Consider the following 23,098-nt stretch of genomic DNA (forward strand, 5'->3'; position numbering starts at 1 on the left):
CACCCTACTGCATCACTAATTCAGAAGGATTGGCGAAGCAGGTCATCTCCTCCGACTTTTCGAGGATCTTGTTGGCCGCCTCCCACTCATACTCATCCAGCAGGATCCCGGTCTGGATCAGGAGATCGTTAAACCGCTTCCCGCCAACATTGCCAAGCGCCAGTTCAATGCAAAGCTGATGCAACAAAGGGTTTTTATCCATTATATTAAATGAGACGTAGTTTTAATAAGAAATAAAAAATAAACATAATTCGTATATAATTTTGCATAAATATGTTTAAATTCTATTGTTTTGTCAACAACTATTTTAATTGGTTAACATTCAATTAAAAATCGGTTATCGCATTGATATTCCTTGATAATTAATGTCCCTTCTGTTATTCCTCAGAATTCTATGGCAGGGGCTCTGGCAGGACCGCACCCGTTCGGTCGTTATCTCCTCCTGGAGAGGCTTGCCACGGGGGGGATGGCCGAGATCTTTCTCGCCAAATTGCCCGGGGTTGCCGGTTTCGAAAAGATGGTGGCGATCAAGAGGATCCTCCCTCACTGGTCCCAAAATCGCGAATTTATCACGATGTTGATCGATGAGGCCAAGATCGTCGTTCAGTTGACCCATCCCAATATCGTTCCCGTCTATGAGCTCGGGAGAGAGGAGGGGAGTTATTACATCGCGATGGAGTATGTGGATGGCATTGACCTGAAAAAACTCCTCCAGTCTTGTCTTGAAACATCGAAAACGGTTCCGGTTTCAATCACCCTTTTTATCATCACCGAAATCTTGAAAGGGCTCGCCTACGCCCACAAAAAAACAAACAACCGGGGGGAAAACCTGGGGATCATCCACCGGGACATTTCGCCGCAAAATATTTTGATCTCTTTTGACGGTCTCGTCAAAGTGGCCGACTTCGGGATCGCCCGTGCCGCCCGCCGCTCTCATGAAACCGCTACCGGCACCCTCAAGGGAAAGTTTTCCTATATGTCCCCGGAGCAGGCGAATCAACAGCCGCTCGACCCGCGAAGTGATCTCTTCTCCGTCGGCATCCTTTTCTATGAGCTTCTCGTCGGCAAAAAGCTCTTCGGCCAAAAAACCGATATCGCGACCCTGGATGAGGTCCGAAAATCGGAGGATCTTATCCCAACTGATCTTTCCCTCAAACCCTCCCTGAAGCCGGTCCTTGAAAAAAGCCTCCGCAAGGATCCCAAAGAGCGCTTTCAGGAGGCGGGTGAATTTGTGCAGACCCTGGAGCGGTGGTGCCGGAACGAAAAGGAAGAGTGCTCGGCGGAACAGCTGTCCATTTTTCTGAAGGAAATCTTCTCCCAGGAGATCCAGCTCCACAAAAAGAAGCAGGAACGGCTGGAAGGGACCCCGATCCTCAAAGGGGTGATTCACCCAAGGTCCTTCTCCCGTTCACTGAGAAAGAGACAGGGCACAGAGGTCTTCGTCGCCAAACAACCTTCCATTCTCCCCAAAAGTCCATGGTCGAAAAGGCTTGCTGTCGGTCTCGGCCTCCTGGGATTGGCCCTTTTGATAATCACCGTCGGTCGGGTGATTAACCCAAAGAAGGCCACTCCAGCCCCAACAAAAACACCGGCCGTGTTAACGACACCGGCAGTGTCCATGACACCGGCCACGTCCATGGCACCGGCGATAACACCGCCATTAAAGATGGAGGGGTGGCTTTCCATCCAGGCGGTTCCCTGGGCCAGTGTCTCGATTGACGGCCAGCCCCAGATAGAAACCCCACTCCGCAAAAGATCCCTTTCCTTGGGGAAACACCTCGTGAAGGCCTACTATTCCGACGACAAATTCCTGACAAAAGAGATTGCGATTGCGGAGGGAAACCATATCCGTTGCGTCGTTAACTTTAGCAATTTACCGGGAACGTTTGAATGCCACTAGCAAAGAAGTTAGCTCAACTGCTTTTACTGTTCGCCTCTCCCCTTGTTTTTGCCGGTTCCGACCTCCCGCGCTGGGAACAGAAGGTCGTAGAATACCAGCTTCCCAACGGGATGAAGTTTCTTCTAGTCTCTCGGGGGGAGGCGCCGACTTTCAACGCCATCATCCGCTTTCGTGTCGGGAGCATGGACGAGGAGCCGGGAAAGACAGGCCTGGCACATCTCTTTGAACATATGGCGTTCAAGGGGGGGCAAAATTTCGGGACGCGAAACTACAAGGCGGAAAAACCGATCTTGAACGAAATCGAAAAGACCGGTCAAAGGCTCTCCGAAGAGTATGCCAAGGGGGAGAAGGCCGACCCCGGGAAAATCCTTGAAATCCGCACCAAGCTCCGGGAACTCCACAATGCCGAGGAAAAACATATTGTCAAAGAAGAGATCTCCAAAATAATTGAAGAGGCGGGGGGCCATCATTTCAACGCCACCACCGGCCAGGACATGACCAGTTATTTTGTCAGCCTCCCCTCGGTCCAGTTGGAACTCTGGGCCAAGATCGAATCGGAGGCAATTTTTAACGGCGTCCTCCGCGAATTTTATGAGGAGCGGGACGTTGTCCTCGAAGAACGCCGGATGAGGCTTGAAAACGATCCATCGACAAAACTTTATGAAAAACTGATCGCCACCGCCTTCCCCGACGGCCATCCCTACCAGGGGATGACAATCGGACGGAAGCAGGATCTTCTGACCCTCACACGGACCGATGCAGAACGGTTTTTTGCCCGCCATTATACTCCTGCCAATGCTGTCGGGGCGATTGTCGGAAGGATCTCGATCCCGGAGGTAAAAGGAATTCTTGACCGGTATTTCAGCTCAATCCCTTCAAAAAAGGCGGCCCCGGCCAGATCGATACCCCCTTTGCTTCTCGATAAGGAAAAACGGGTGGTCCTTGAAGAAAAGGCCGAGCCCCGTCTCGTTGTTGCCTATTACAAGCCAACCCTGCCGGACCAGGATGACATCATTTTTGACCTGATCGATCAGATCCTCTCCGGAGGGGCGACAAGCCGCCTTTACAAGAGACTGGTCCTCGAAAAAAAGATCGCCTCCGGCATCGACTCCTATACCGATATCCCCGGCAGCCGTTTGCCCAACCTGTTTTTTATCTCCGCGGAACCGGTTCGCCCGCATACGGCGGGAGAACTGGAAAAAGGGATTCTGGAAATTTTAGGAGAATTCAAGGAAAAGGGACCGACAGAGACGGAACTGGAACAGGCCAAGAACAAACTCAAAAGCCAATTTATCTGGGGCCTCAAAACCAATGAAGGGATCGCCTCCCGGCTGACCTACTTTGAAATCCTCGGAGGGTGGCGCTACCTGACCCAATACCTGTCAAGGGTTGAAGGGGTGACTCCCGAAGAGATCCGAAAGGCGGCCCAAAAATACCTGGTGGCGGAACGGCGCGTGGTCGGAGAGTTGAGGAAAAAATAAGATGGTTCGACAAGCTCACCATGTCCGTGATGAAGAGGCCCAACGAATAAATTCGTGGGCTAATTTAAAACAATTCCTCTGGAATTCCGGAAGGAATTGTCATTGGATTAGCCGCCGAATTTATTCGGTCGGCCAATGGGAATGGACACCCTGAGCTAAGTCGAAGGGGAAAATTATGAAATCTTTTTTAACCATTTTTTGTCTCCTCTTCAGTGCTCAAATTGGGCGGGCAGCAGAGTTCCTCCCGCCGCGTCCGATCATCCAACCTCTAGCCAATGGTTTGAAGCTCTACCTGTTGCCTGATCGCGAGCTTCCAACCTTTGAGGCAGTCCTCACTATCCCGGCCGGTCGTCTCTACGACCCGAAGGGGAAAGAGGGGACAGCCCTTCTCACCGCAGATCTCTTGAGGAGCGGCGGCACCGTCTCCAAAACCGCCGATCAGGTGGATCACTTGTTTGACTTTGCCGGCGCCTCTTTGAATTTTGAAACCGCCCACGAATACCAGGCGGTTTCACTCCACTGCCTCAGGAAAGACCGTGAAAAACTCCTCTCTCTCCTTTTTGAAATCATCGCGGAGCCTCGTTTTGACAAAGACCGGTTTTCCATCTCCAAGGCACGGGTGAAAGAGGGGATCCTAAGGCAGGATGAAGACCCGTTGGAACGGGCACTGCGGGAATTCCAAATCCTCGTCTACGGGGCCGGAAACCGGTGGGGGGCCAAACCGACGCTCCAATCGATCAAAAAAATAGAAAGGGATGGTCTCCTGGAATTTCACGGGAGATTCTTTAATCCTCAAGGATCGTTTCTGGCAGTCAGCGGTGATTTTGATCCCAAAGAGATCGTGAGAGAACTTGAAAGAAGTTCCAAGATCTGGATCAACAGAAAATCACAGAAAATAGAACCGGAACCAATTAGGGAAGAATTCAATCCCAAGACAGTTCTCCTCCCCGAGGCGCTCTCACAAACGACCCTCATCCTGGGGCACCTCGGTGAAAAGAGAACCAACCCCGACAAATTTCCACTCATCGTCATGAACTATATCCTCGGAGGGAGCAGTGCCATGACAAGCCGTCTGGGCGAGGAGATCCGTTCAAAATTAGGAAAGGCCTACCTCGTCTGGTCCGATTTTGGTTTTGGTAAAGATCGCGGGCTCTTCAAGATCATTGCCCAAACTGAGAATACCAACGTCCCCCTCGTTCTTGAAAAGATCCAGGAGGCGATTGTCCGGATGGCCAGTGACCCTCAAATTACGGACGAGGAACTGAAGAGGGCCAAGAGGTCGATCGTGACCTCCCTGATTTTTCAGCACGAAAATCGGTTCCAGATTGTGAAAAACCGTGCCCTGTTCGATTTTTTGGGATATCCTCCCGACTATCTGGAGATTTACAAACGGGAGATTGAACGGGTCACCAAAAAAGAAATCGTCCGGGTCTCCAAAAAGTACCTGCACCCGGAGGGCTTGAAGGTGCTGATTGTCGGGCCCAAGAACTCCTCGATCAGAATTGATAAAATACGGAAGTCACTGTGAGAAATCAGGTCAAGAAAATACTGGGTGATACGCTGGCACGGTGCCAGAAAGAGGGGAAACTGGCGGTTCCCTCCGTGTCCTCCTATACCCTCGAGAGACCGAAGGTCGCCGATCACGGGGACTATGCCGCTAATATCGCCTTTGAACTCTCCAAACTCCTGAAACAACCCCCCTTAAAAATTGCCCAGACCCTTGTTGGCAATCTCGTCGATCCGGCCGGATTGATCAAAAGCATCACCGTCGCCGGCAGTGGCTTCATCAACATCACCCTGACTGACCAGGCTTGGCAGTCTTCACTCCTCGACATCGACAAGGCCGGAGGGAAATGGGCCCATTTTGAAGAAGGGAAGGGGAAGAAGGTAAATATCGAATTTGTGAGCGGCAACCCGACCGGCCCTTTGCATATCGGGAACGCCCGAGGCGGTCCGTTGGGAGATGTCATTGCCTCCCTTCTGGAAAGAAACGGCTATCAGGTAACACGAGAATATTACGTCAATGATGTCGGTGGTCAGGTGGAGCAATTGGGGCAATCTATCCTGATCCGGTGCCAGAGAAAATCGCAGTCCCCCTCCGCACCGGAGGTCCCTTCAAAAGCCGGGTATAGCGGCCCTTACATTGAAGAACTGGCTGAAAAGGCGACGCAAAAATTAAAAAAAATTGATTTCGGCGATCCCCAATCGGCCCGGTCCGTTGGGCAGTTTGGCGTCGACACCCTTCTTGCCGAGGTTCGCGATGACCTGGAGGTGATGGGGATCCATTTTGACGTCTGGACCCACGAAAAGACAATCCTCGTCGGAAAAAAAACGGAAAAGGTGATCGAGGCGCTCAAGAAGAAGGGGGCCACGATAGAAAAAGAAGGGGCGCTCTGGTTTGTGCCTCCGGAAGGGATCTTCTCTTCCTCCGAGGATAGAGAATCGGTCCTTGTTCGCTCCTCGGGCCAACCGACCTACTTTGCCAATGACATCGCCTATCATGCCGACAAATTTGATCGCGGTTTTGACCTTCTGATCGATGTCTGGGGTTCCAACCACCATGGCCACGCCCCCCGGCTTAAAGCGGCCCTCGGTACCCTCGGGTATGATCCTTCAAGGCTGGAGGTACTCCTTTACCAATATGTTCGGGTCAAGAGAGGGAGCGATCTCGTGAAGATGTCGAAGCGGGCCGGTGACTTTGTGATCGCCAGGGATATTCTTGATGAAGTGGGGCGTGACGCCTTTCGTTTTTTTCTGCTGATGAGGAGCGGTCCCTCCCACATGGATTTTGATCTGGACCTTGCCAAGCGCCAGTCGTCGGAAAATCCGGTCTTCTATGTCCAGTATGCCCATGCCCGGATTTGCAGTATCCAGAGCAAGGCGGAGGAAAAAGGGTTAAAACCTCAGAATCGACCGGAACAGCTGGTCTTGCCGGAAGAGATCTTTCTGATCCGTACCCTGCATGAATACCCCCACGAATTGTCACTCGCGATTCGGGAAAAGGCTCCTCATCGAATCACCTATTATCTGATCAGCCTCTCCCAACAGCTTCAGTCCTACTACGCGAAGGCCAAAGAAGATTCCCGTTATCATCTCTTGAGCCAAAATGTTGACTTCGCGTCAGCGAAGTTGTATCTTCTGGGCCACGTTCGACGCGTTTTGAAAGATGGTTTAAATCTTCTCGGCGTCTCAGCACCAGAGAGGATGGATTCTAATAAAGGTGAACTCGAGTGAGTGACTTAAAAGAAGAACTGGAAGAATACTTTTGCAAATTCACCTTCGGCCAGTTCATGACGCTGGCGATTCTGGAGCTGGCGACCCTTTTCTTCGTCTTCTACCTAGGGGCCCGGTACGGCCCTGAATTTCTTGGCAGTGCCAAACTAAAAGCGGTGGCGAAGGAAGAAGTGGTACTCCCTGTTGAAGATCCCAAGAGTGTCGATGAGATTGTCGGCAAGGAGGGGTATACCTACCCGGAACTGCTCACCGACAAAGAAGGGGCTCCCGTCAAGAGGGAGGCGGTTCGGATCATTGGTGGTAAGGAAATCGACTCCCAGGGAAAAGAGATCAGGGGAGCCAAGAAGGAGGCCCCCAAAACCCCACAAACCGTCCGGGTTAAATCGGCCCACAATTCAAAATACACAGTCCAGGTCGGCTCCTTCCCAACCCCGGAAGAGGCCTCCTCATCGGTCGAAAAGTGGAAACAAAAAGGGTACGATGCCTTTATGTCGGTTGCCGAGATCCCGAACCGGGGGACCTGGTATCGCGTCCGGGTCGGTAGCTTCGGCAATAAACAGGATGCCCAGAGCTATGTCCAACAGATCAAAACCAAGGAAAAGATCCTCGCCCTTGTTGTCCTCACAAATAGCTAGTTAACCAAGTTAATACAATAGGTTATAATAAATATTTAAAGTATACCTTCCTCTCTTTTTGAGAGTACAATAAAGGAGTGGGGGGAGGTGAGGGTTGTGGGCCGGCGGTTTGCGGGGGGTAGTTGCGGCTTCACCCTGATTGAGCTAGTCTTTGTCATCGCACTCCTGGGGATCCTTGCCGTGAGTGCCCAGTCGGTCCTTATCTCCATCAACCAGAATGCCCAGACAAGCGCCGAACTGGGAGCCGTCGGTTCTGTCAAGACCGGTGTCGAACAGTACCGGATGGAATCGCTCCTGAGCGGAAGGGTCCCGGTCCTGCCCCCCTTTCTGGACCAGGCCTCCGTTGGCAGTGCCAGCAGTGACAACCCGCTCTTCGGGATGATCCTTGGTCAAGGGATCACCAGCCAATGGCAGAAGACCGGAATGAACAGTTATCAGGGGCCAACCGGTAACGCCTACCGCTACGACCCTGCCTCAGGCCAGTTCGATTCCCTCACGGCCGATCCCTTTGCCCTCTACGGCAAGATTATCGGTCAGACGAGCGGTCTCCTTGTCTTCGACTCGGGGACACTCCTCTCCACCTTTTCTAGTCTCCTCTTCAATCCCAATTTTGAGACCGGAGAAGTCAAGGCCGCCCTCGCCTCCGGCATCAAGATCAACACCGACGGCTCCCGGGGAGCCGTGGTCACCCTGCTGGACGGTTCCACCATCACGGTTGAAGATGTCTTCAATAGTTGGAATATCCTTGATCAGAAGAACACCCTCTCGCCGGATGGGATGAACTATACAGGGAAATATGCCGCCATCGGCTACGGTCAGGCCTTCGAAGGGAACTATGAATCAGACTACCTCAAGAAGGAATCTTCCTACGATAACAAATCTGGGAGCTACTCCTACGACTACGAATATAACAGTAAAGGGGATTACTCCGGCGTCGGTCTGAGTATCGACAACGGTTTTGTCTACGAGGTCAGCTACCAGTCCAAGAAACCGTCCCAATTCCGGGCCAACCAGTCGACCACCAAAAACGGGGATTACACCGGCAGTTATGAAGCCTCCTACGACCAATCCTACACCAGCAATTATGGGAAATCGGACAAAAAGAACCCTTATGCCCAGACGATCACGACGGGGAATTCGGGAGACTACAGCTATACCTACCAATATGATGCTTCATCACAGGTCTTTGCCTCCAGCGGCTCCGGTTCCTATGCCTATGACTACCAATATGAACAGTTAAACGGATCAAAAAACTACGCCGACCAGTACGACTATGCCACAAACTATAACTACAACCGGAAAACCGGGGAGACCTTCTCCCAGTCAACCTACAAATCCAAGACAAACGGCACCGACCGGACCTACACCTTCACCTACGATCCCAAGAGCCGCAAAGAAATTTACACGGAGACCGATAATGTAACAGGGAAGACCACGCAAAACAGTCACCAGAGATGAGGGCGCTTCGCCCAAGGGTGATTCACCCAGGGGTGATTCACCCAAAAGTAATTACGGCCTTGTCCTCAACCCTTCTTTAATGGAAGAAGGGGCGGCCTCGGGCGGGGGAGGGGCCATGGGGCTAAGCTGAGAACTCTTAATCTTCCAACCGGCCGTTTTATCCCTCACCAATGTGTACTCTTCGTGAGCCGTCCCTTTGGAATAGACGGCAAAGAGGGAGGCATGACAACCGTCCGGAAAAAAGCGGGTAACGAGCAAGCGCCGCTCCAGGATCATCCCTAGTGCCTCGGTTCGCCTCTGCCAGTCAGCCAGGAAGGAATCCAGGGTCATTAGGGCATCATCGGTCATCTCATGATAAATAATCTCAAGACGATTTTGCCGCTGGAATTCGGTCAAATGGGTGAAAAAATCGTCGACCGACCTCCGCCGTTCCTGCTGAAAATAGAGGGTCATCACAAGGATCCCACTAAAAACGAGGAGGGCTGTCCCGACAAGGAAGGGACTATTCCGTTTCAGGGTTTCTCTCATCGGGTTGACTTCCTTGGGTCTCTCCTGTATTTAAAAGTCCCATGGCTCGCAAGAAGCTGTCAACCACCATCTATATCACCGAGGAGCAGAATGAACGGCTGAAAAGCCTCCATCAAAAAACCCGCGTCCCGGTCGCTGAATATATCCGTCAAGGAATCGACCTGATCCTGGACAAAAACCAGGGCCAGCTTCCCGGCCAACTAAACCTCTACCCCCCTCCCTCGATGGGAGGGGATGAAGGGGAGGGTGATCCCAGGGCCACCCTCACCCCAACCCTCTCCCCTCAAGGGAGAGGGAAAAATTAATCTCATGAACCCCAAAAATATCCGCAACTTCTCCATCATCGCCCATGTCGATCATGGCAAATCAACGTTGGCCGATCGGATCCTGGAGCTGACTGGCGCCATATCGGAGCGGGAAAAGAAAGACCAGTTCTTGGACAAGATGGATCTCGAACGGGAACGGGGGATCACGATCAAGGCCCAGACGGTCCGGCTCCGTTATCGTTCCAAAAATGGGGAAGAACAGATCTTCAACCTGATCGATACCCCCGGTCATGTCGATTTCAACTACGAGGTCTCCCGCAGTCTCTCCGCCTGTGAAGGGGCAATTCTTGTCGTCGATGCCGCGCAGGGGGTCGAGGCACAGACGCTCGCCAATGCCTACCTGGCAATCGACAATGGGCTCACCATCATCCCGGTGATCAACAAGATCGATCTCCCGAGCGCCGACCCGGAACGGGTCAAAAAACAGATTGAAGAGGTGGTTGGTATCCCGGCCCACGAGGCGCTTCTTGTCTCCGCCAAGACGGGGGAGGGGGTCGATAAAATTCTGGAGACAATCGTTGCCAAGATCCCTCCGCCACAAGGGAACCCCAAAGGGGCCTTGAAGGCCCTCCTCTTCGACAGCTGGTTTGATCCTTATCAGGGGGTCGTCGTCCTGATACGGCTCATCAACGGTACTCTTCACAAGGGAATGAAGATCCGTTTTTATTTTACCGGCAAAACCTATGATGTCCTCAAGATTGGCGCCTTTACCCCCAACATCGAAGAAAGAGAAAGCCTCTCTGCCGGCGAGGTCGGTTTTATCACTGCCGCCATCAAGTCGGTCCATGAAACAAAGATTGGTGACACCCTCCTCGAAGAAAATGACACAACCACCCGGCCGCTCCCCGGCTTCAAGGAGGTCCAGCCGATGGTCTTTGCCGGGATTTTTCCGGTCGATTCCAGCCAGTACGAGAACCTCAAGGGCTCGCTGGACAAACTCCGCTTGAACGACGCCTCTTTCTCCTTTACCCCGGAGACCTCGTCCGCACTCGGGTTTGGTTTCCGCTGTGGCTTTCTGGGACTCCTCCATATGGAAATCATCAAGGAGCGACTGGAAAGAGAATATAACCTGGAGTTGATCTCCACGGCACCGATGGTCCTCTTCCGGATCAAAACCATTCAAGGAGAAGTCATAGAGCTTGATAATCCTACCAAGATGCCACCCACCCAGGAGATTGAGGAGATTTCTGAGCCTTTTGTTCTGGTCCATATCCACACCCCCAGCACCACGGTCGGCAATATCCTCAAACTTTGTGAAGAGAGAAGGGGGATCCAACGCAAGATCGACTATCTTTCGGAAGACCGCGTGCTGATTGTCTACGAACTCCCTTTTGGCGAGATCATGTTCGATTTTTTCGACCGCTTGAAATCGATCTCCAAGGGGTACGCCTCGCTGGACTACGAACTTCTGGATTGGCGCGTTTCTGATTTGATCCGGCTCAATATCATGGTGAATGGGGATCCGGTCGACGCCCTTTCCATCATCCTCCACAAGGAAAAAGCGTATACCCGGGCACGGGAACTGGTGCATAAACTCCGTTCGGTGATTCCCAGACAGATGTATGAGGTGGCGATCCAGGCCGCCATCGGCGGCAAGATTATCGCGCGCGAAACAGTCGCCGCCCTGAGAAAGAACGTGACCGCCAAATGTTACGGTGGTGACATCACGCGAAAAAGAAAGTTGCTTGAGAAGCAAAAAGAGGGTAAGAAGCGGATGAAACAGGTCGGTAACGTGGTCATCCCGCAAGAGGCCTTCTTAACCGTTCTGAAGGTTGATTAGATAGTGATCGAGTAAGTCCCATGAAGAAAAGCAAAATCAGGGAGTACATTGAGTCGCTTTTAGTGGCGCTAGTCATCGCCTTTTTCCTCCGTTCCTTTGTCGTCGAGGCCTTCAAGATCCCTTCCGGTTCGATGATCCCGACACTCCTGATCGGCGATCATATCTTTGTCAACAAGTTCACCTATGGTTTGCGGATCCCGTTCACCAAACAATGGATCAAGAAATTCAAAACACCGGAGCGGGGAGAGGTGGTCGTCTTCATTTGGCCTGTCGAAGAGGACAAGGATTTCATCAAGAGGGTGGTCGGTCTGCCGGGAGACACCCTGCGGATTGAAGGGGATGCCCTTTTTGTCAACGGAGAACCGGTCAATGAGCAAAAGGTCTCCGTCGTCTCCCCATCCCGGCAAAAAGCACGCAAGTTGGTCGTTCTGGGAGATGCCATCGCCAGCGAAGCAGGACTCCGATCGGTCCCCTACTACAAAGGATGGGACCGGTTCGACTATTTTGTGGAGGAACTGGGAGAGGTAAAACACCTCATGCAGATTGACCACTACCCAAATACCGAACACCGCGAGATCACCATCCCGCCAGACCATCTCTTTGTGATGGGGGATAACCGGGATAACTCTGCCGATAGCCGCGAGTGGGGGTTTGTCCCGATGGAAAACGTCAAAGGGCAAGCAATGTTCATCTGGCTCTCCCTCGACACCGACGACAAACGGGTCCGTTGGGAACGGTTTGGGAAGTGGATAAGGTAAAAAAGGGTTGACAGAACGATCCAATTTCTATACTTACCCCCCGAATGATTTTGAAGAAAGACAAGAGTTTGAAACAAAAAACCCCGCCACAGCGGGGTTTTTTTTTACCTCAAAAGGATCTTTTAGGGCTCAAAACGCTCACCCGTGAGCAAATCCTTCATATCCTTGATCGGGCGAAGGTTTTTAAAGAATCCCTCAAAACCGGCAAGAAGGGGGATGACCTCAAGGGAAAGAGGGTCATCAACCTCTTCTTTGAACCCTCCACACGGACCCGGACCTCCTTCGAGATTGCGGAGAAAAACCTCTCTGCAGAAATTCTAAACATTGCCCCCTCGGCCAGTAGCCTCACCAAGGGGGAAAGCCTGAAGGATATGATCGAAAATTTGGGGGCGATGCATCCTGATTTACTGGTCGTCCGCCACGCGGCAAGTGGCGCCTCACCGTTGATCGCTTCTTATACCCAAGCCTCCGTAATCAACGGCGGGGACGGGTCACACGAACACCCAACACAAGGGCTGGTCGATCTCTTCACCGTCCAGGAGAACCTTGGACGAATCGCAGGGGTCAATCTCTTAATCGTCGGTGATATCGCCTACAGCCGGGTCGCCCGATCCAATATCTATGGTTTTACCAAGATGGGGGCCAAGGTCACCGTGATCGGACCGGCAACCCTACTCCCCCCGGGACTCGAAAAATTAGGGGTGAAGGTCTCCACACAGTTTCACAAACATATCCCCGGAGCGGACGTCATCATGCTCCTCCGGATCCAGAAAGAGAGACAACAGACCCTTAATTTCCCGAGCCTTGCCGAGTATACCCGATTTTTCGGCTTGACCCGTGACCTCCTCCCTTTGATCAAGAAAGGGACTTTAATTATGCACCCGGGACCGATTAATCGCGGGGTGGAGATTGATCCGGAAATTGCCGATTCAAAAAGCGCGGATGGTCCGCAAACAGTGATCCTCGAGCAGGTGGCCAATGGTGTTGCCGTCCGGATGGCGGTCTTGTCACTGTGGGGAAATAAAAAATGAAGCTACTGATCCAAAACGGCCGACTCATCGACCCCGCCACAAAAAAGGATGGGGTGACCGACCTTTTAATCTCCAACGGAAAAATTCAGAAGATTGGTGGAAAGATAAGGGCGCAAGAGGCGGAGCAGGTCATCAACGCCAAGGGATTCGTTGTTAGCCCGGGATTCATCGACCTCCACACCCACCTCCGTGAGCCGGGGCATGAATACAAGGAAACAATCCGGACAGGGACAGAGGCGGCCGCCGCCGGCGGTTTCACCACGGTGGTCTGCATGGCGAACACGGAACCGGTCAACGACAACGACGTCATTACCGAATACATCCTTAAAAAGGCGAAGGAAGAGGGGAGGGTCAACGTCCTCCCGGTCGGGGCGATCTCTCGTGGGCTCAAGGGGGAATCACTGGCGGATATTGGTCAGATGGCGGTGGCCGGTATTGTCGGCGTTTCCGATGACGGGTCTGCGGTAATGAACAGTGCCCTGATGAGAAAGGGGATGCAATACGCCAGGGGTTTCGGCCTGTTGGTGATCTCGCATGCCGAGGATGAATCCCTCTCCGGCACCTCTTCCATCAATGAAGGACTGGTCGCGACAGAGCTGGGGCTACCCGGCTCCCCCGATGCCGCCGAGGAGATCATGGTGGCCAGAGATATCGCCCTTGCGGAATTAACCGGGGCACGGCTCCATATTACCCACATGACCACCCGCGGCTCGCTGGAATTGGTGACTGCGGCCCGAAAGAGGGGAGTGGCGGTCACCTGTGACGTAGCCCCTCACCACTTCAGCCTGACCGACGAGGCGGTCCGGGGTTATAACACGCTGGCCAAGATGAGACCACCGCTCCGGAGTGAACAAAATGTGAAAGCCCTGAAAGAGGGTTTTCAAAAGAACCTGATCCAGGCGATCGCGACCGATCACGCCCCTCATGCCTCGTTTGAAAAGGAGGTGGAATTTCACCTGGCGACGAACGGCCTGGTCGGCCTGGAAACGGCCTTTTCCCTTTCACTCAAACTGGTTGAGGAAAAATTAGTGAGTCTGCCCGAACTGATCCACCTCCTTTCGACAGGGCCGGCCGGTATCCTTGGGCTCCAGAAAAAAGGGACACTCAAGGTCGGGGCCGATGCCGACATTGTGATCTTTGATCCAAAGGCCTCGGTCACGGTAGATGTCAACCGATTCCACTCCAGATCGAAAAACTCCCCCTTTCATGGATGGCGTCTGAGGGGAAAAATTCAAAAGACAATCGTCGCCGGTAAGGTGGTCTACGAGGCATGACCCGGGCGGTCCTGATCCTCGAAGATGGCACCCTCTTTGAGGGGCGCTCCTTTGGGGCGGAGGGCGATTCGCCCATGGGGGAATCGACGGGAGAGGTGGTCTTCAACACCAGCATGACCGGCTATCAGGAGATCCTCCACGATCCTTCCTACCGATGTCAGATCGTAACAATGACCTATCCGGAAATCGGTAATTACGGGGTTAATCCGGAAGATATCGAATCGAGCCAGGTTCATGTTGCCGGCTTCGTGGTCAAAGAGTATCACCCTTACCCCAGTAATTTCCGGTCCCAAAAATCGTTGGGGGATTATCTCAAAGAGCATAACATTATTGGTCTTGAAGGGATCGATACCCGCGCCTTGACAAAACAGTTGCGGGACAAGGGGTCACAGATGGGGATCCTCTCCACAAAATTGAAGGGGGCGGGTGATAAAAAGATCCTCTTGAAAAAGTTGAGACAGGCTCCAGGGATGATCGGCCGGAACCTGGTTGGTGAGGTGACCTGTCGGAAACCGTACCATTGGACCGAAGGGATCTGGAAGTTGGGGGCAGGGTATGAAAATCCCCCTTTGGCAAAGGGGGGTAAGGGGGGATTTAAGGTAATTGCTTACGACCTCGGCATCAAGTACAACATTCTCCGTAATCTCGTAAATGCCGGCTGTGATGTCACGGTTGTCCCTTCAAAGACCACTGCCCAAGAGGTGTTGAAATACAAACCGGACGGGGTTTTCCTTTCGAACGGCCCCGGCGATCCGGCCGCGGTCACAGACGTAATTGAAAATACCCGTCGGCTGATCGGCAAGGTCCCGATCTTTGGCATCTGTCTTGGTCATCAAATCCTTGCCCTCGCCCTCGGCGGAAAGACCTACAAACTGAAATTCGGGCACCGGGGAGGAAATCAGCCGGTGATTGACCTGGGAACCAGAAAGGTTGAAATCACGACACAGAACCACGGCTTTGCGGTGGATGAAAAATCTCTGAAGGGGAAGGGTGATTCACCCGAGGCCGATGTTTCGCATCTCAACCTCAATGACAAGACGGTCGAGGGGTTAAGGCACCGAAAACAGCCCATTTTCTCCGTACAGTACCATCCAGAATCATCACCCGGACCGCATGATAGCCACTATTTATTTAACCGATTTGTGGAGATGATGAAAAATGCCTAGACGCACCGATCTAAAAAAAATCATGCTGATCGGTTCAGGTCCTATCGTGATTGGTCAGGCCTGCGAATTTGACTACTCCGGGACGCAGGGCTGCAAAGCGCTTAAAGAAGAAGGGTATCGGGTCATCCTGGTCAATTCCAATCCAGCGACGATCATGACCGATCCCGATTTTGCGGACAAGACCTATATTGAACCGGTCGTCCCTGAAATAGTCGCCAAAATTATCGCCAAGGAGCGGCCGAACGCCCTGCTCCCAACCCTTGGCGGCCAGACGGCGCTTAATGTTGCCGTTTCCCTCGCTGAGGGCGGCGTTTTAGAAAAATACCACGTGGAATTAATCGGCGCCAAACTCCCCTCGATCAAAAAGGCGGAAGACCGAGCCCTCTTCAAACAGGCGATGCAGAAGATCGGACTGGAGGTCCCTCAAAGCGATACCGTTACCGGTCTGGAGACCGGAAGGGCACTTTTGAAAAAATTGGGTCTCCCGATCATTATCCGTCCTTCATTCACCCTCGGTGGGACGGGGGGAAACATCGCCACTACCGAAAAAGAATTTGAAGAACAGCTCCATTGGGCGCTCTCCACAAGCCCGATCCACCAGGTACTCCTCGAGGAATCGGTCCTCGGCTGGAAGGAGTTTGAACTGGAGGTAATGCGCGATCTCAAGGATAATGTGGTCATCGTTTGTTCCATCGAAAATTTTGACCCAATGGGGATCCATACCGGAGATTCCATCACCGTCGCACCGGCCCAGACCCTGACCGACAAGGAATATCAGATCATGAGGAATGCGGCGATCGCGATCATCCGGGAGATCGGGGTCGATACCGGCGGTTCCAACATCCAGTTTGCGATCCAGCCCAAAACGGGGCGGATGGTGGTGGTGGAAATGAATCCCCGCGTCTCTCGAAGTTCGGCCCTCGCCTCCAAGGCGACCGGGTTTCCGATCGCCAAGATCGCGACAAAACTGGCGGTGGGCTATACCTTGGACGAGATTCGGAACGATATCACCCAATACACCCCCGCCTCCTTTGAACCAACCATCGATTACGTCGTCACCAAGATCCCGCGCTTCACCTTTGAAAAGTTCCCCGAGGCGGATGATACCCTCACCACACAGATGAAGGCGGTGGGGGAGGTAATGGCGATCGGACGGACCTTTAAGGAGTCGCTCCAGAAGGCGATCCGTTCGTTGGAGACTGACAGATATGGATTTGAAAGCCTCTCCCCCTCACCCCAACCCTCTCCCACAAGGGGAGAGGGAGTTAAAAATTTGGTTCCCCCTCCCTTGATGGGAGGGGATAAAGGGGAGGGTGAAATAAAAACGCTCCTCATGGAAAAACTTCGTAAACCAACGGCCGATCGTCTCTGGCTGATCGGGGATGCCTTCCGGCAACGGTTCAGTGTGGAACAGATCCATGAAATCACCAAGATTGATCCGTGGTTTCTCTACCAAATCCGGGAGATTATTCAGGAGGAGACCCGGCTCAAAACAGGCTCTTTCCTTAAAGACAGATTGGTGATGAGACGGGCCAAGGAGATTGGCTTCTCCGATCGGCGTCTTTCTAATCTTACGAACCTTCCCGAACAGAAAATCCGTCAGATCCGGAAGAAGATGAAGATTGAACCGGTCTATAAGACCGTCGACACCTGTGCGGCGGAGTTCAAGGCCTACACCCCCTACCTCTATTCCACCTACGACGCCGAAGATGAATCGAACGTCACCAAGAAGAAGAAGATCGTCATCCTCGGCGGAGGACCGAACCGGATAGGGCAGGGGATCGAGTTTGACTACTGTTGTGTCCATGCGAGCTTCGCCCTGAAGGAAGAGGGTCTCGAAACAATCATGGTCAACTGTAACCCGGAGACCGTTTCGACCGATTACGACACCTCCGATCGCCTCTACTTTGAACCACTCACCTACGAAGATGTTTTGAATATTATAGAAAAAGAAAAACCGAAAGGGGTTATCGTCCAGTTTGGGGGGCAAACACCCCTGAAACTGGCCTTGTCCCTCGCCAAGGCGGGGGTCCCGATCATCGGGACCTCTCCTGAGAATATCGACAGGGCCGAAGACAGAGGGCTTTTTTCGCAAATGCTCCGCAAATTGAAACTCAGGCAACCGGAGAACGGCACGGCCCATTCCTCGGAGGCGGCGGAAGTGATCGCCAACAGGATCGGTTACCCGGTTGTGGTCCGCCCCTCGTACGTCCTGGGGGGGAGGGCCATGAGGATTGTTTACGACGCCGAAACCCTCCGCCATTACATGAAAAGTGCGGTGACCGCCTCTTCGGAACGGCCGATCCTGATTGACAAATTCTTGGAGGCGGCCATTGAAGTGGATGTTGACTGCATTGCCGACGGCCGTCAGGTGATTATCGCCGGCATCATGGAACATATTGAAGAGGCGGGGATCCACTCCGGGGACAGCGCCGCCTGCCTTCCGCCCTATTCTCTCAAACCGGAACTGGTGGAAGAGATCAGGAGACAAACCGGCCTGATGGCAAAAGAGCTCTCCGTGGTCGGACTGATGAATGTCCAGTTTGCCGTTCAGGGAGAAATGATTTATGTCCTGGAAGTGAACCCGAGGGCCTCACGAACCATCCCGTTCGTCTCCAAGGCAACCGGCATCCCGTTTGCCAAACTGGCGGCCAAGGTGATGGCCGGGAAGGGAAACCTGAAACAGTTGGGGTTCATCAAGGAAGTGATACCGGCCCATCTCTCCATCAAGGAGTCGGTCTTCCCTTTTAACAAGTTTCCCGGAGTAGACACCCTCTTGGGCCCGGAGATGAAATCGACCGGCGAGGTGATGGGAATCAACCATTCTTTTGGGGCCGCCTTCGCCAAGTCCCAGCTCGCCGCCTTTAATGCCTTGCCAGCCAAGGGGAAGGTTTTCCTGAGTATCCGAAATTCGGATAAAGGGGAATCGATCCTTCAAACCGCCAGAACTTTTCACAAACTCAACTTTGCAATCACAGCAACCCGCGGAACGGCCAAATTCCTCAAAACCAACGGCATCCCCTCCGCAACCATGAACAAGGTGAAAGAAGGAAGCCCGCACATCGTGGATGCCCTCAAAGGGGGAGAAATAGCGATGGTCATCAATACCGTCGAAGGGAGGGAATCGGCCGAGGATTCCTATTCCATCCGGAGGACGACACTTCTCTGCAACATCCCGTATTTCACAACCACCTCAGCCGCGCACGCCGCCTCCGAGGCGATCCGCGAGCTGAAGAAAACAGGATTGGATGTCCGGTCCTTGCAGGAATATCATTTAAAAAAGAAGTTGAATTCAAAAGAGATTCATAGTTAGACTCAGGGCCTCAAACACAAGGAGGGGGAAATGGGCGAAAAAGGATATTGCGTCAAATGCAAGGCGAAGCGGGATATGGGGGATGCCAAGAAGGTGACGATGAAAAATAAGAGGCAGGCCCTCAAGGGGAAATGCACCAAATGCGGCACCGGGATGTACAAAATTCTCGGCCTCAAGAAGTAAGAATTTAACTTCTTAGAAGTTCATCAATCGGATTAAATAACTTCTATAAGTCATTTAGATTTAGTATTAATTTTTAGTTTGCGGCTTAGCCTTATCTTCAGTATAATGGCGAGGCTTGACACCGCCATCCCGCCACGAATCATTGGATCGCCTGAGCTGGGGGGCTCATCTCTGCCAGTTCTACCACGGTTCTTCTGACTGGCTGGATCTCTTGACCCGTTTTTTTCTGAACGGTTTAAACCAAAACCAGTTTTGTCTCTGGATCCTGCCACCGGTCATCAAACGTCGGGACTTTGACGAGATGATCAATAAAACCAGGGTCTTTAAAGAAGCGTTCACTTCAGGGCAGATGGAAGTAGCGACAGCGACTCGTTGGTATTCCCTCAAGACAGGGTTTGATCCCCACAAGGCCTCTCAACGGCTCCACCTCAAGTATCAGGAATCACTCAAGAGGGGGTTTGAAGGGATACGGGTGGCAGGGGGACCCCATCATATCAAGGAGAAGATGGTTTGGAAACGGTTCGCCGATTACGAAAAGAGGGTCCATCAGGAGATAGGGTCCCGCAAGATCATCGCCCTCTGCACCCACTCCTTCACAGAATGCCCGTTGGGCACCATGAACTCCCTCATTCAGTCCCACGACCGGACCCTCATCCAAAGGAGCGGGCAGTGGGAAGTCCTCTGACATAACGTCGTATAATATATATTATGTAATGTTAGCTATTAGGAGGAAGGAGGTCACGGTCTGACAGATAGGTATAATCCGACAATGCCTTCCGGTAGTCATCCAGGAGCTTCATCCCGAGTGTCGGCTTGATCCGATCCTCCTTAATAGCGGTATCCACCACCCTCTTGAAGTTCCGGATCAGATCATTCGGGTCATACTGGGTACTCTGAAGGACCTGTTCAATGGTAGAACCCCGGATCACCTCTTCCAGGTAAAACCCGGATTCCTCGTCCGGATCCAGAAAGACATGGACCTCATTGGTCCGGCCAAAAAGGTTGTGTTCGTCCCCCATGATATCCTGATAGGCCCCGGAGAGAAAAATCCCCAGGTAATAGGGATCCTTGCCGATCGGATGGAGCGGCAGGAACTCCCGGACATCCTTGAGGTCGATAAACTCATCGATTTTCCCTTCGGAGTCGCAGGTAATATCCACCAGCGTCGCCCGATTGGAGGGCTCCTCATTCAATCGGTGGATCGGGATTATGGGAAAAAGCTGACCGATCGCCCAGTTATCCAGTAAGGACTGAAAGATGGAAAAATTGCAGACATACTGGTCCGACAGGCTGTTTTCCAACTCCAAAATCTCTTCCGGAATATGCCCGTTGGCCCGGAACTTGTTCACAATCTGTTCGGCAATCTGCCAGTAGAGATTTTCCACCTTCGCCTTGACCACCAGATCGAGCAGGCCGACATCAAAGAGACGGATCGACTCCTCCTTGATCTGTTGCAAGGCATGGTAGACCTCCAGCAGGTTCTTTTTATGGGGAATCTTTCTCCTCAGTGACAAGATGTCCCGGATGATCTTGTGTTCCTTGTCCGAATCGCTAACCTTCATCAGTTTTGATTCGTGACTCTTCTCCACATTGGCAAATGCCTCAACCACCAGCACGCTGTGATGGGCCACGGTAGACCGGCCGCTCTCCGAAACAATCACCGGTGGAGGAACCTTCTCATCCTCGCAGATATCCTTGATGTTATAAACGATGGTACTCGCATATTCATCCAGCGAGTAGTTCATGGAGGAATGAAAAGAGGTCCCGCTCCCGTCGTAGTCGATCGCCAGCCCCCCTCCCACATCCAGGTATTCCAGTTTTGCGCCGAGTTGAATGAACTTGGCATAGTACCGGGTCGCCTCACGGGTCGCCTGCTTGATGTTCATGATATCCGGTACCTGAGAGCCGATATGGAAATGGATCATCTGGAGACAATGCTCCAGCTTGTTTTCCTGCAGATACTCCCAGGCCTCCAGCGCCTCCGAGGCGGTCAGCCCGAATTTGGCGTCGTCTCCGCTGGAGTCAGCCCATTTTCCGGACCCCTTGCTGGAAAGCCGGACCCGGATGCCGATGGTTGGCTCGATCTCCATCTGTTGGCTGATCTGGATGATCCGCTCCACCTCATCCACCTTCTCCACCACCAGAATGATCCTCCGTCCCACCTTCTGCCCGAGCAAGGCCAGACGGATAAAGGCGTTATCCTTATAACCGTTGCAGATAATCAGGCTCTCCGGATTGTCATTGAGGGCCAGACCGGCCACCAGTTCCGGCTTGCTCCCCACCTCAAGCCCATGGGAAAACTCCCTGCCGGCATCCAGTATCTCATCCACAACCTCTCTTAACTGATTAACTTTTATAGGAAATACCCCTTTAAAATGGCCCTTGTATTCGTGTTCCTCGATCGCATTCTTAAAAGCCAGATTGATCGATCGAACCCTGTGCCGGATGATATCCTGAAACCGGATCTGAAGCGGAAACCCAAGCCCCATCTCCTTGGCCTCCTGAATGACCGCCATCAAGGAGAGACTCGCCCCCTCCTGGGGCAACGGGGAACAGATCACCTCCCCTTTTTCATTGACTGAGAAATAACCGGAACCCCAGCTGTTGATGTTATAGACCCGGAGGGAGTCGGCCACCGTCCAGACTTTTTCCGGCTTTGCCGAAGAATCGTTTTTTGTCGTGCCGTTTTCGACGTTGTTCGCAGAATGACGGGCAGGAACTTCCTTCAAAATCGGCTGTGCCATGGAACTTGAAAAACCATCTAGAACTTTTTTGGCCAGCCGTCAAACAATTTCGATCTTTAGAGGAGAATTTTATTTGGCCACAAGCATCATGTCTGTTGAATAGTCGGCAGAGGTGATGTTTGGCGCCCCCGACGCAAAGGTATTTCCTGATGGAGCCGGATCGGTTGATATTTTTTTGCACTTGAGTTGCGTCGTCTGGTTGAGCACCGTTAATTGGGGCATGCTGAACTCCGCCGCATAAGTAGTCCACTTGTTATCGGTTGGGACTGCCCAACCTAAAACACCATTAGAATCCAGCCCCAAGTACCCACCCAAGGTATTATCATTGGGGGGGCCGTTGATGGCACCAGAGACTCCAATAGGGCTACAACTGTCAGGGGTGCCATTGAGTCCCAAAACGAGAAATGTGGGGGTGGTCGCTGATGAAAAATAGGTGCTAACCGATGTGATCCCTGTCGCCCCTGCCGTACTGCTATTATAACTAAGGGCTGTACCAATCTTGGGGGCGACATAAAAACCGAGGCTGGCTGGGGCCGTGACGGAAGCGGTCATGTCGGGGCGAAATGGGTCGCTCGAGCCGGAAGAGCCGAGACCGACAGTGCCACCACTGACATTCACACGGAAGAACTGAAGACCGCTGATGACAATACTCAACGTCACTGTATCCCCTTTCGCAATCGTGAGAGGCGATGCCAAGTAACTGGTGTTTCCAAACGTGCTGCCAGAGCTGGTGGTTGTCACCGTCAAATTTTGAGCTCCTCCGGATGGAGACGCACCGGTTGTTATACCAGACGATGTGGTATAAAATCCGTTGGTAGAGTCACTGATCAAAATTTGGTAAGTCGCATCGAAATACAGAATAATCGATGCGTAAGTTCCCGGGTCTACCGTAAAGGGACAATCGACAAGTTTCGCCAGACCAACCTGGCTTCTGTCATACGTGATGGTGCAGGTCGTATTTGAAAGAGCACCCGAGTTGGAGCCAGAACTTGTGACTAAACCGATTGAGGTGAGCGTGAGGATCATTTTGTCCGGTGAAAGGAGCCAGTTTCCATCGCTCGGAGTCACCGCCGCCTGGCCCAGAGTGACACCTGTTAAAGCTCCGGCCGAACCAGTAGCAGGTGTAGCGCCATTTAAGAAACTGGCAGTGCCACTGATTGTATCTACACTATCATCACTACTGCTACTACTCGATCCACATCCGCCTGATGTAAAAAATAAAACGGCTAAAAACAGGCCGCTGACCCCCAGCAATCCGATTTTGCCCTTCATGCTTCCTCCTTTTTT

The 23,098-nt window shown here is 52.5% G+C and carries 19 protein-coding genes; 15 read left to right on the plus strand and 4 right to left on the minus strand.

Features of this window, described 5'->3' with window-relative positions; translation table 11 throughout:
• Nucleotides 1–4: 4 nt before the first annotated feature.
• On the minus strand, nucleotides 5–202 hold the full coding sequence (locus HYS22_00195; GenBank protein ID MBI1908582.1) for a hypothetical protein: 198 nt from the start codon (nucleotides 200–202) through the stop codon (nucleotides 5–7).
• Between the two features lie 192 nt (nucleotides 203–394).
• Between HYS22_00195 and HYS22_00200 the strand changes: the two genes are divergently transcribed.
• The 6 genes from HYS22_00200 (at nucleotide 395) to HYS22_00225 (ending at nucleotide 8,708) form a co-directional block, all read left to right on the plus strand.
• Nucleotides 395–1,900, plus strand: coding sequence for a serine/threonine protein kinase (locus HYS22_00200; protein MBI1908583.1), 1,506 nt, complete (start codon nucleotides 395–397; stop codon nucleotides 1,898–1,900).
• On the plus strand, nucleotides 1,891–3,381 hold the full coding sequence (locus HYS22_00205) for an insulinase family protein (GenBank protein ID MBI1908584.1): 1,491 nt from the start codon (nucleotides 1,891–1,893) through the stop codon (nucleotides 3,379–3,381). Before HYS22_00200 ends, HYS22_00205 begins: the two co-directional genes overlap by 10 nt.
• A gap of 175 nt (nucleotides 3,382–3,556) precedes the next feature.
• The gene (locus tag HYS22_00210; protein MBI1908585.1) at nucleotides 3,557–4,909 is read left to right on the plus strand and encodes an insulinase family protein; all 1,353 of its coding nucleotides are present in this window, start codon (nucleotides 3,557–3,559) and stop codon (nucleotides 4,907–4,909) included.
• Nucleotides 4,906–6,615, plus strand: a complete 1,710-nt coding sequence (locus tag HYS22_00215) for an arginine--tRNA ligase (protein MBI1908586.1) — start codon at nucleotides 4,906–4,908, stop codon at nucleotides 6,613–6,615. Before HYS22_00210 ends, HYS22_00215 begins: the two co-directional genes overlap by 4 nt.
• A complete protein-coding gene (locus tag HYS22_00220) occupies nucleotides 6,612–7,250 on the plus strand; it encodes an SPOR domain-containing protein (protein MBI1908587.1) in 639 nt (212 codons plus the stop codon). The genes HYS22_00215 and HYS22_00220 overlap by 4 nt, the downstream gene beginning before the upstream one ends.
• Nucleotides 7,251–7,346: 96 nt before the next feature.
• Nucleotides 7,347–8,708: a type II secretion system protein gene (locus HYS22_00225; protein ID MBI1908588.1), complete on the plus strand. Its 1,362-nt coding sequence runs from the start codon at nucleotides 7,347–7,349 to the stop codon at nucleotides 8,706–8,708.
• A 51-nt stretch (nucleotides 8,709–8,759) separates the two neighbouring features.
• Here the strand turns inward: HYS22_00225 and HYS22_00230 are convergent, their stop codons facing one another.
• Nucleotides 8,760–9,236 carry a hypothetical protein gene (locus HYS22_00230; GenBank protein MBI1908589.1) on the minus strand — a complete coding sequence of 159 codons (477 nt, stop codon included), beginning with the start codon at nucleotides 9,234–9,236 and terminating at the stop codon, nucleotides 8,760–8,762.
• 41 nt (nucleotides 9,237–9,277) lie between these two features.
• Between HYS22_00230 and HYS22_00235 the strand changes: the two genes are divergently transcribed.
• The 9 genes from HYS22_00235 (at nucleotide 9,278) to HYS22_00275 (ending at nucleotide 19,752) form a co-directional block, all read left to right on the plus strand.
• Entirely contained in the window at nucleotides 9,278–9,541 is a 264-nt protein-coding gene (locus tag HYS22_00235) for a ribbon-helix-helix domain-containing protein (GenBank protein ID MBI1908590.1), read from the plus strand.
• Nucleotides 9,542–9,545: 4 nt separating this feature from the next.
• Nucleotides 9,546–11,342, plus strand: a complete 1,797-nt coding sequence (lepA, locus tag HYS22_00240; protein ID MBI1908591.1) for an elongation factor 4 — start codon at nucleotides 9,546–9,548, stop codon at nucleotides 11,340–11,342.
• Between the two features lie 20 nt (nucleotides 11,343–11,362).
• Nucleotides 11,363–12,100 carry a signal peptidase I gene (gene lepB / locus HYS22_00245; GenBank protein ID MBI1908592.1) on the plus strand — a complete coding sequence of 246 codons (738 nt, stop codon included), beginning with the start codon at nucleotides 11,363–11,365 and terminating at the stop codon, nucleotides 12,098–12,100.
• Between the two features lie 44 nt (nucleotides 12,101–12,144).
• Nucleotides 12,145–13,131 (plus strand): aspartate carbamoyltransferase catalytic subunit, encoded by a 987-nt coding sequence (locus HYS22_00250; protein ID MBI1908593.1) that lies wholly within the window; start codon nucleotides 12,145–12,147, stop codon nucleotides 13,129–13,131.
• A complete protein-coding gene (locus HYS22_00255; GenBank protein ID MBI1908594.1) occupies nucleotides 13,128–14,405 on the plus strand; it encodes a dihydroorotase in 1,278 nt (425 codons plus the stop codon). The genes HYS22_00250 and HYS22_00255 overlap by 4 nt, the downstream gene beginning before the upstream one ends.
• Nucleotides 14,402–15,571 carry a glutamine-hydrolyzing carbamoyl-phosphate synthase small subunit gene (gene carA, locus HYS22_00260; GenBank protein MBI1908595.1) on the plus strand — a complete coding sequence of 390 codons (1,170 nt, stop codon included), beginning with the start codon at nucleotides 14,402–14,404 and terminating at the stop codon, nucleotides 15,569–15,571. Before HYS22_00255 ends, carA begins: the two co-directional genes overlap by 4 nt.
• On the plus strand, nucleotides 15,564–18,884 hold the full coding sequence (gene carB, locus HYS22_00265) for a carbamoyl-phosphate synthase large subunit (GenBank protein ID MBI1908596.1): 3,321 nt from the start codon (nucleotides 15,564–15,566) through the stop codon (nucleotides 18,882–18,884). The genes carA and carB overlap by 8 nt, the downstream gene beginning before the upstream one ends.
• Before the next feature lie 30 nt (nucleotides 18,885–18,914).
• On the plus strand, nucleotides 18,915–19,067 hold the full coding sequence (locus tag HYS22_00270; protein MBI1908597.1) for a hypothetical protein: 153 nt from the start codon (nucleotides 18,915–18,917) through the stop codon (nucleotides 19,065–19,067).
• Between the two features lie 115 nt (nucleotides 19,068–19,182).
• Nucleotides 19,183–19,752: an MEDS domain-containing protein gene (locus HYS22_00275; GenBank protein MBI1908598.1), complete on the plus strand. Its 570-nt coding sequence runs from the start codon at nucleotides 19,183–19,185 to the stop codon at nucleotides 19,750–19,752.
• A gap of 31 nt (nucleotides 19,753–19,783) precedes the next feature.
• On the opposite strand, the gene speA is transcribed toward HYS22_00275, so the two are convergent.
• Both speA and HYS22_00285 read right to left on the minus strand, forming a co-directional pair.
• Complete coding sequence (gene speA / locus HYS22_00280) at nucleotides 19,784–21,811, minus strand: biosynthetic arginine decarboxylase (GenBank protein MBI1908599.1); 2,028 nt, start codon at nucleotides 21,809–21,811, stop codon at nucleotides 19,784–19,786.
• Nucleotides 21,812–21,880: 69 nt separating this feature from the next.
• Nucleotides 21,881–23,083 (minus strand): hypothetical protein, encoded by a 1,203-nt coding sequence (locus HYS22_00285; GenBank protein MBI1908600.1) that lies wholly within the window; start codon nucleotides 23,081–23,083, stop codon nucleotides 21,881–21,883.
• Nucleotides 23,084–23,098: the final 15 nt, after the last annotated feature.

The organism is Deltaproteobacteria bacterium, assembly GCA_016177765.1.
GTDB lineage: Bacteria > UBA10199 > UBA10199 > JACPAL01 > JACOUP01 > JACOUP01.

Excerpts from the sequence above, each read along its gene's own strand:
- lepA (MBI1908591.1), top strand. The coding sequence starts at position 9,546 with ATGAACCCCAAAAATATCCGCAACTTCTCCATCATCGCCCATGTCGAT.
- carA (MBI1908595.1), top strand. The coding sequence starts at position 14,402 with ATGACCCGGGCGGTCCTGATCCTCGAAGATGGCACCCTCTTTGAGGGG.
- carB (MBI1908596.1), top strand. The coding sequence starts at position 15,564 with ATGCCTAGACGCACCGATCTAAAAAAAATCATGCTGATCGGTTCAGGT.
- HYS22_00285 (MBI1908600.1), bottom strand. The coding sequence starts at position 23,083 with ATGAAGGGCAAAATCGGATTGCTGGGGGTCAGCGGCCTGTTTTTAGCC.
- HYS22_00270 (MBI1908597.1), top strand. The coding sequence starts at position 18,915 with ATGGGCGAAAAAGGATATTGCGTCAAATGCAAGGCGAAGCGGGATATG.
- HYS22_00205 (MBI1908584.1), top strand. The coding sequence starts at position 1,891 with ATGCCACTAGCAAAGAAGTTAGCTCAACTGCTTTTACTGTTCGCCTCT.
- HYS22_00255 (MBI1908594.1), top strand. The coding sequence starts at position 13,128 with ATGAAGCTACTGATCCAAAACGGCCGACTCATCGACCCCGCCACAAAA.
- speA (MBI1908599.1), bottom strand. The coding sequence starts at position 21,811 with ATGGCACAGCCGATTTTGAAGGAAGTTCCTGCCCGTCATTCTGCGAAC.
- lepB (MBI1908592.1), top strand. The coding sequence starts at position 11,363 with ATGAAGAAAAGCAAAATCAGGGAGTACATTGAGTCGCTTTTAGTGGCG.
- HYS22_00250 (MBI1908593.1), top strand. The coding sequence starts at position 12,145 with ATGATTTTGAAGAAAGACAAGAGTTTGAAACAAAAAACCCCGCCACAG.
- HYS22_00235 (MBI1908590.1), top strand. The coding sequence starts at position 9,278 with ATGGCTCGCAAGAAGCTGTCAACCACCATCTATATCACCGAGGAGCAG.
- HYS22_00210 (MBI1908585.1), top strand. The coding sequence starts at position 3,557 with ATGAAATCTTTTTTAACCATTTTTTGTCTCCTCTTCAGTGCTCAAATT.
- HYS22_00195 (MBI1908582.1), bottom strand. The coding sequence starts at position 202 with ATGGATAAAAACCCTTTGTTGCATCAGCTTTGCATTGAACTGGCGCTT.
- HYS22_00200 (MBI1908583.1), top strand. The coding sequence starts at position 395 with ATGGCAGGGGCTCTGGCAGGACCGCACCCGTTCGGTCGTTATCTCCTC.
- HYS22_00230 (MBI1908589.1), bottom strand. The coding sequence starts at position 9,236 with ATGAGAGAAACCCTGAAACGGAATAGTCCCTTCCTTGTCGGGACAGCC.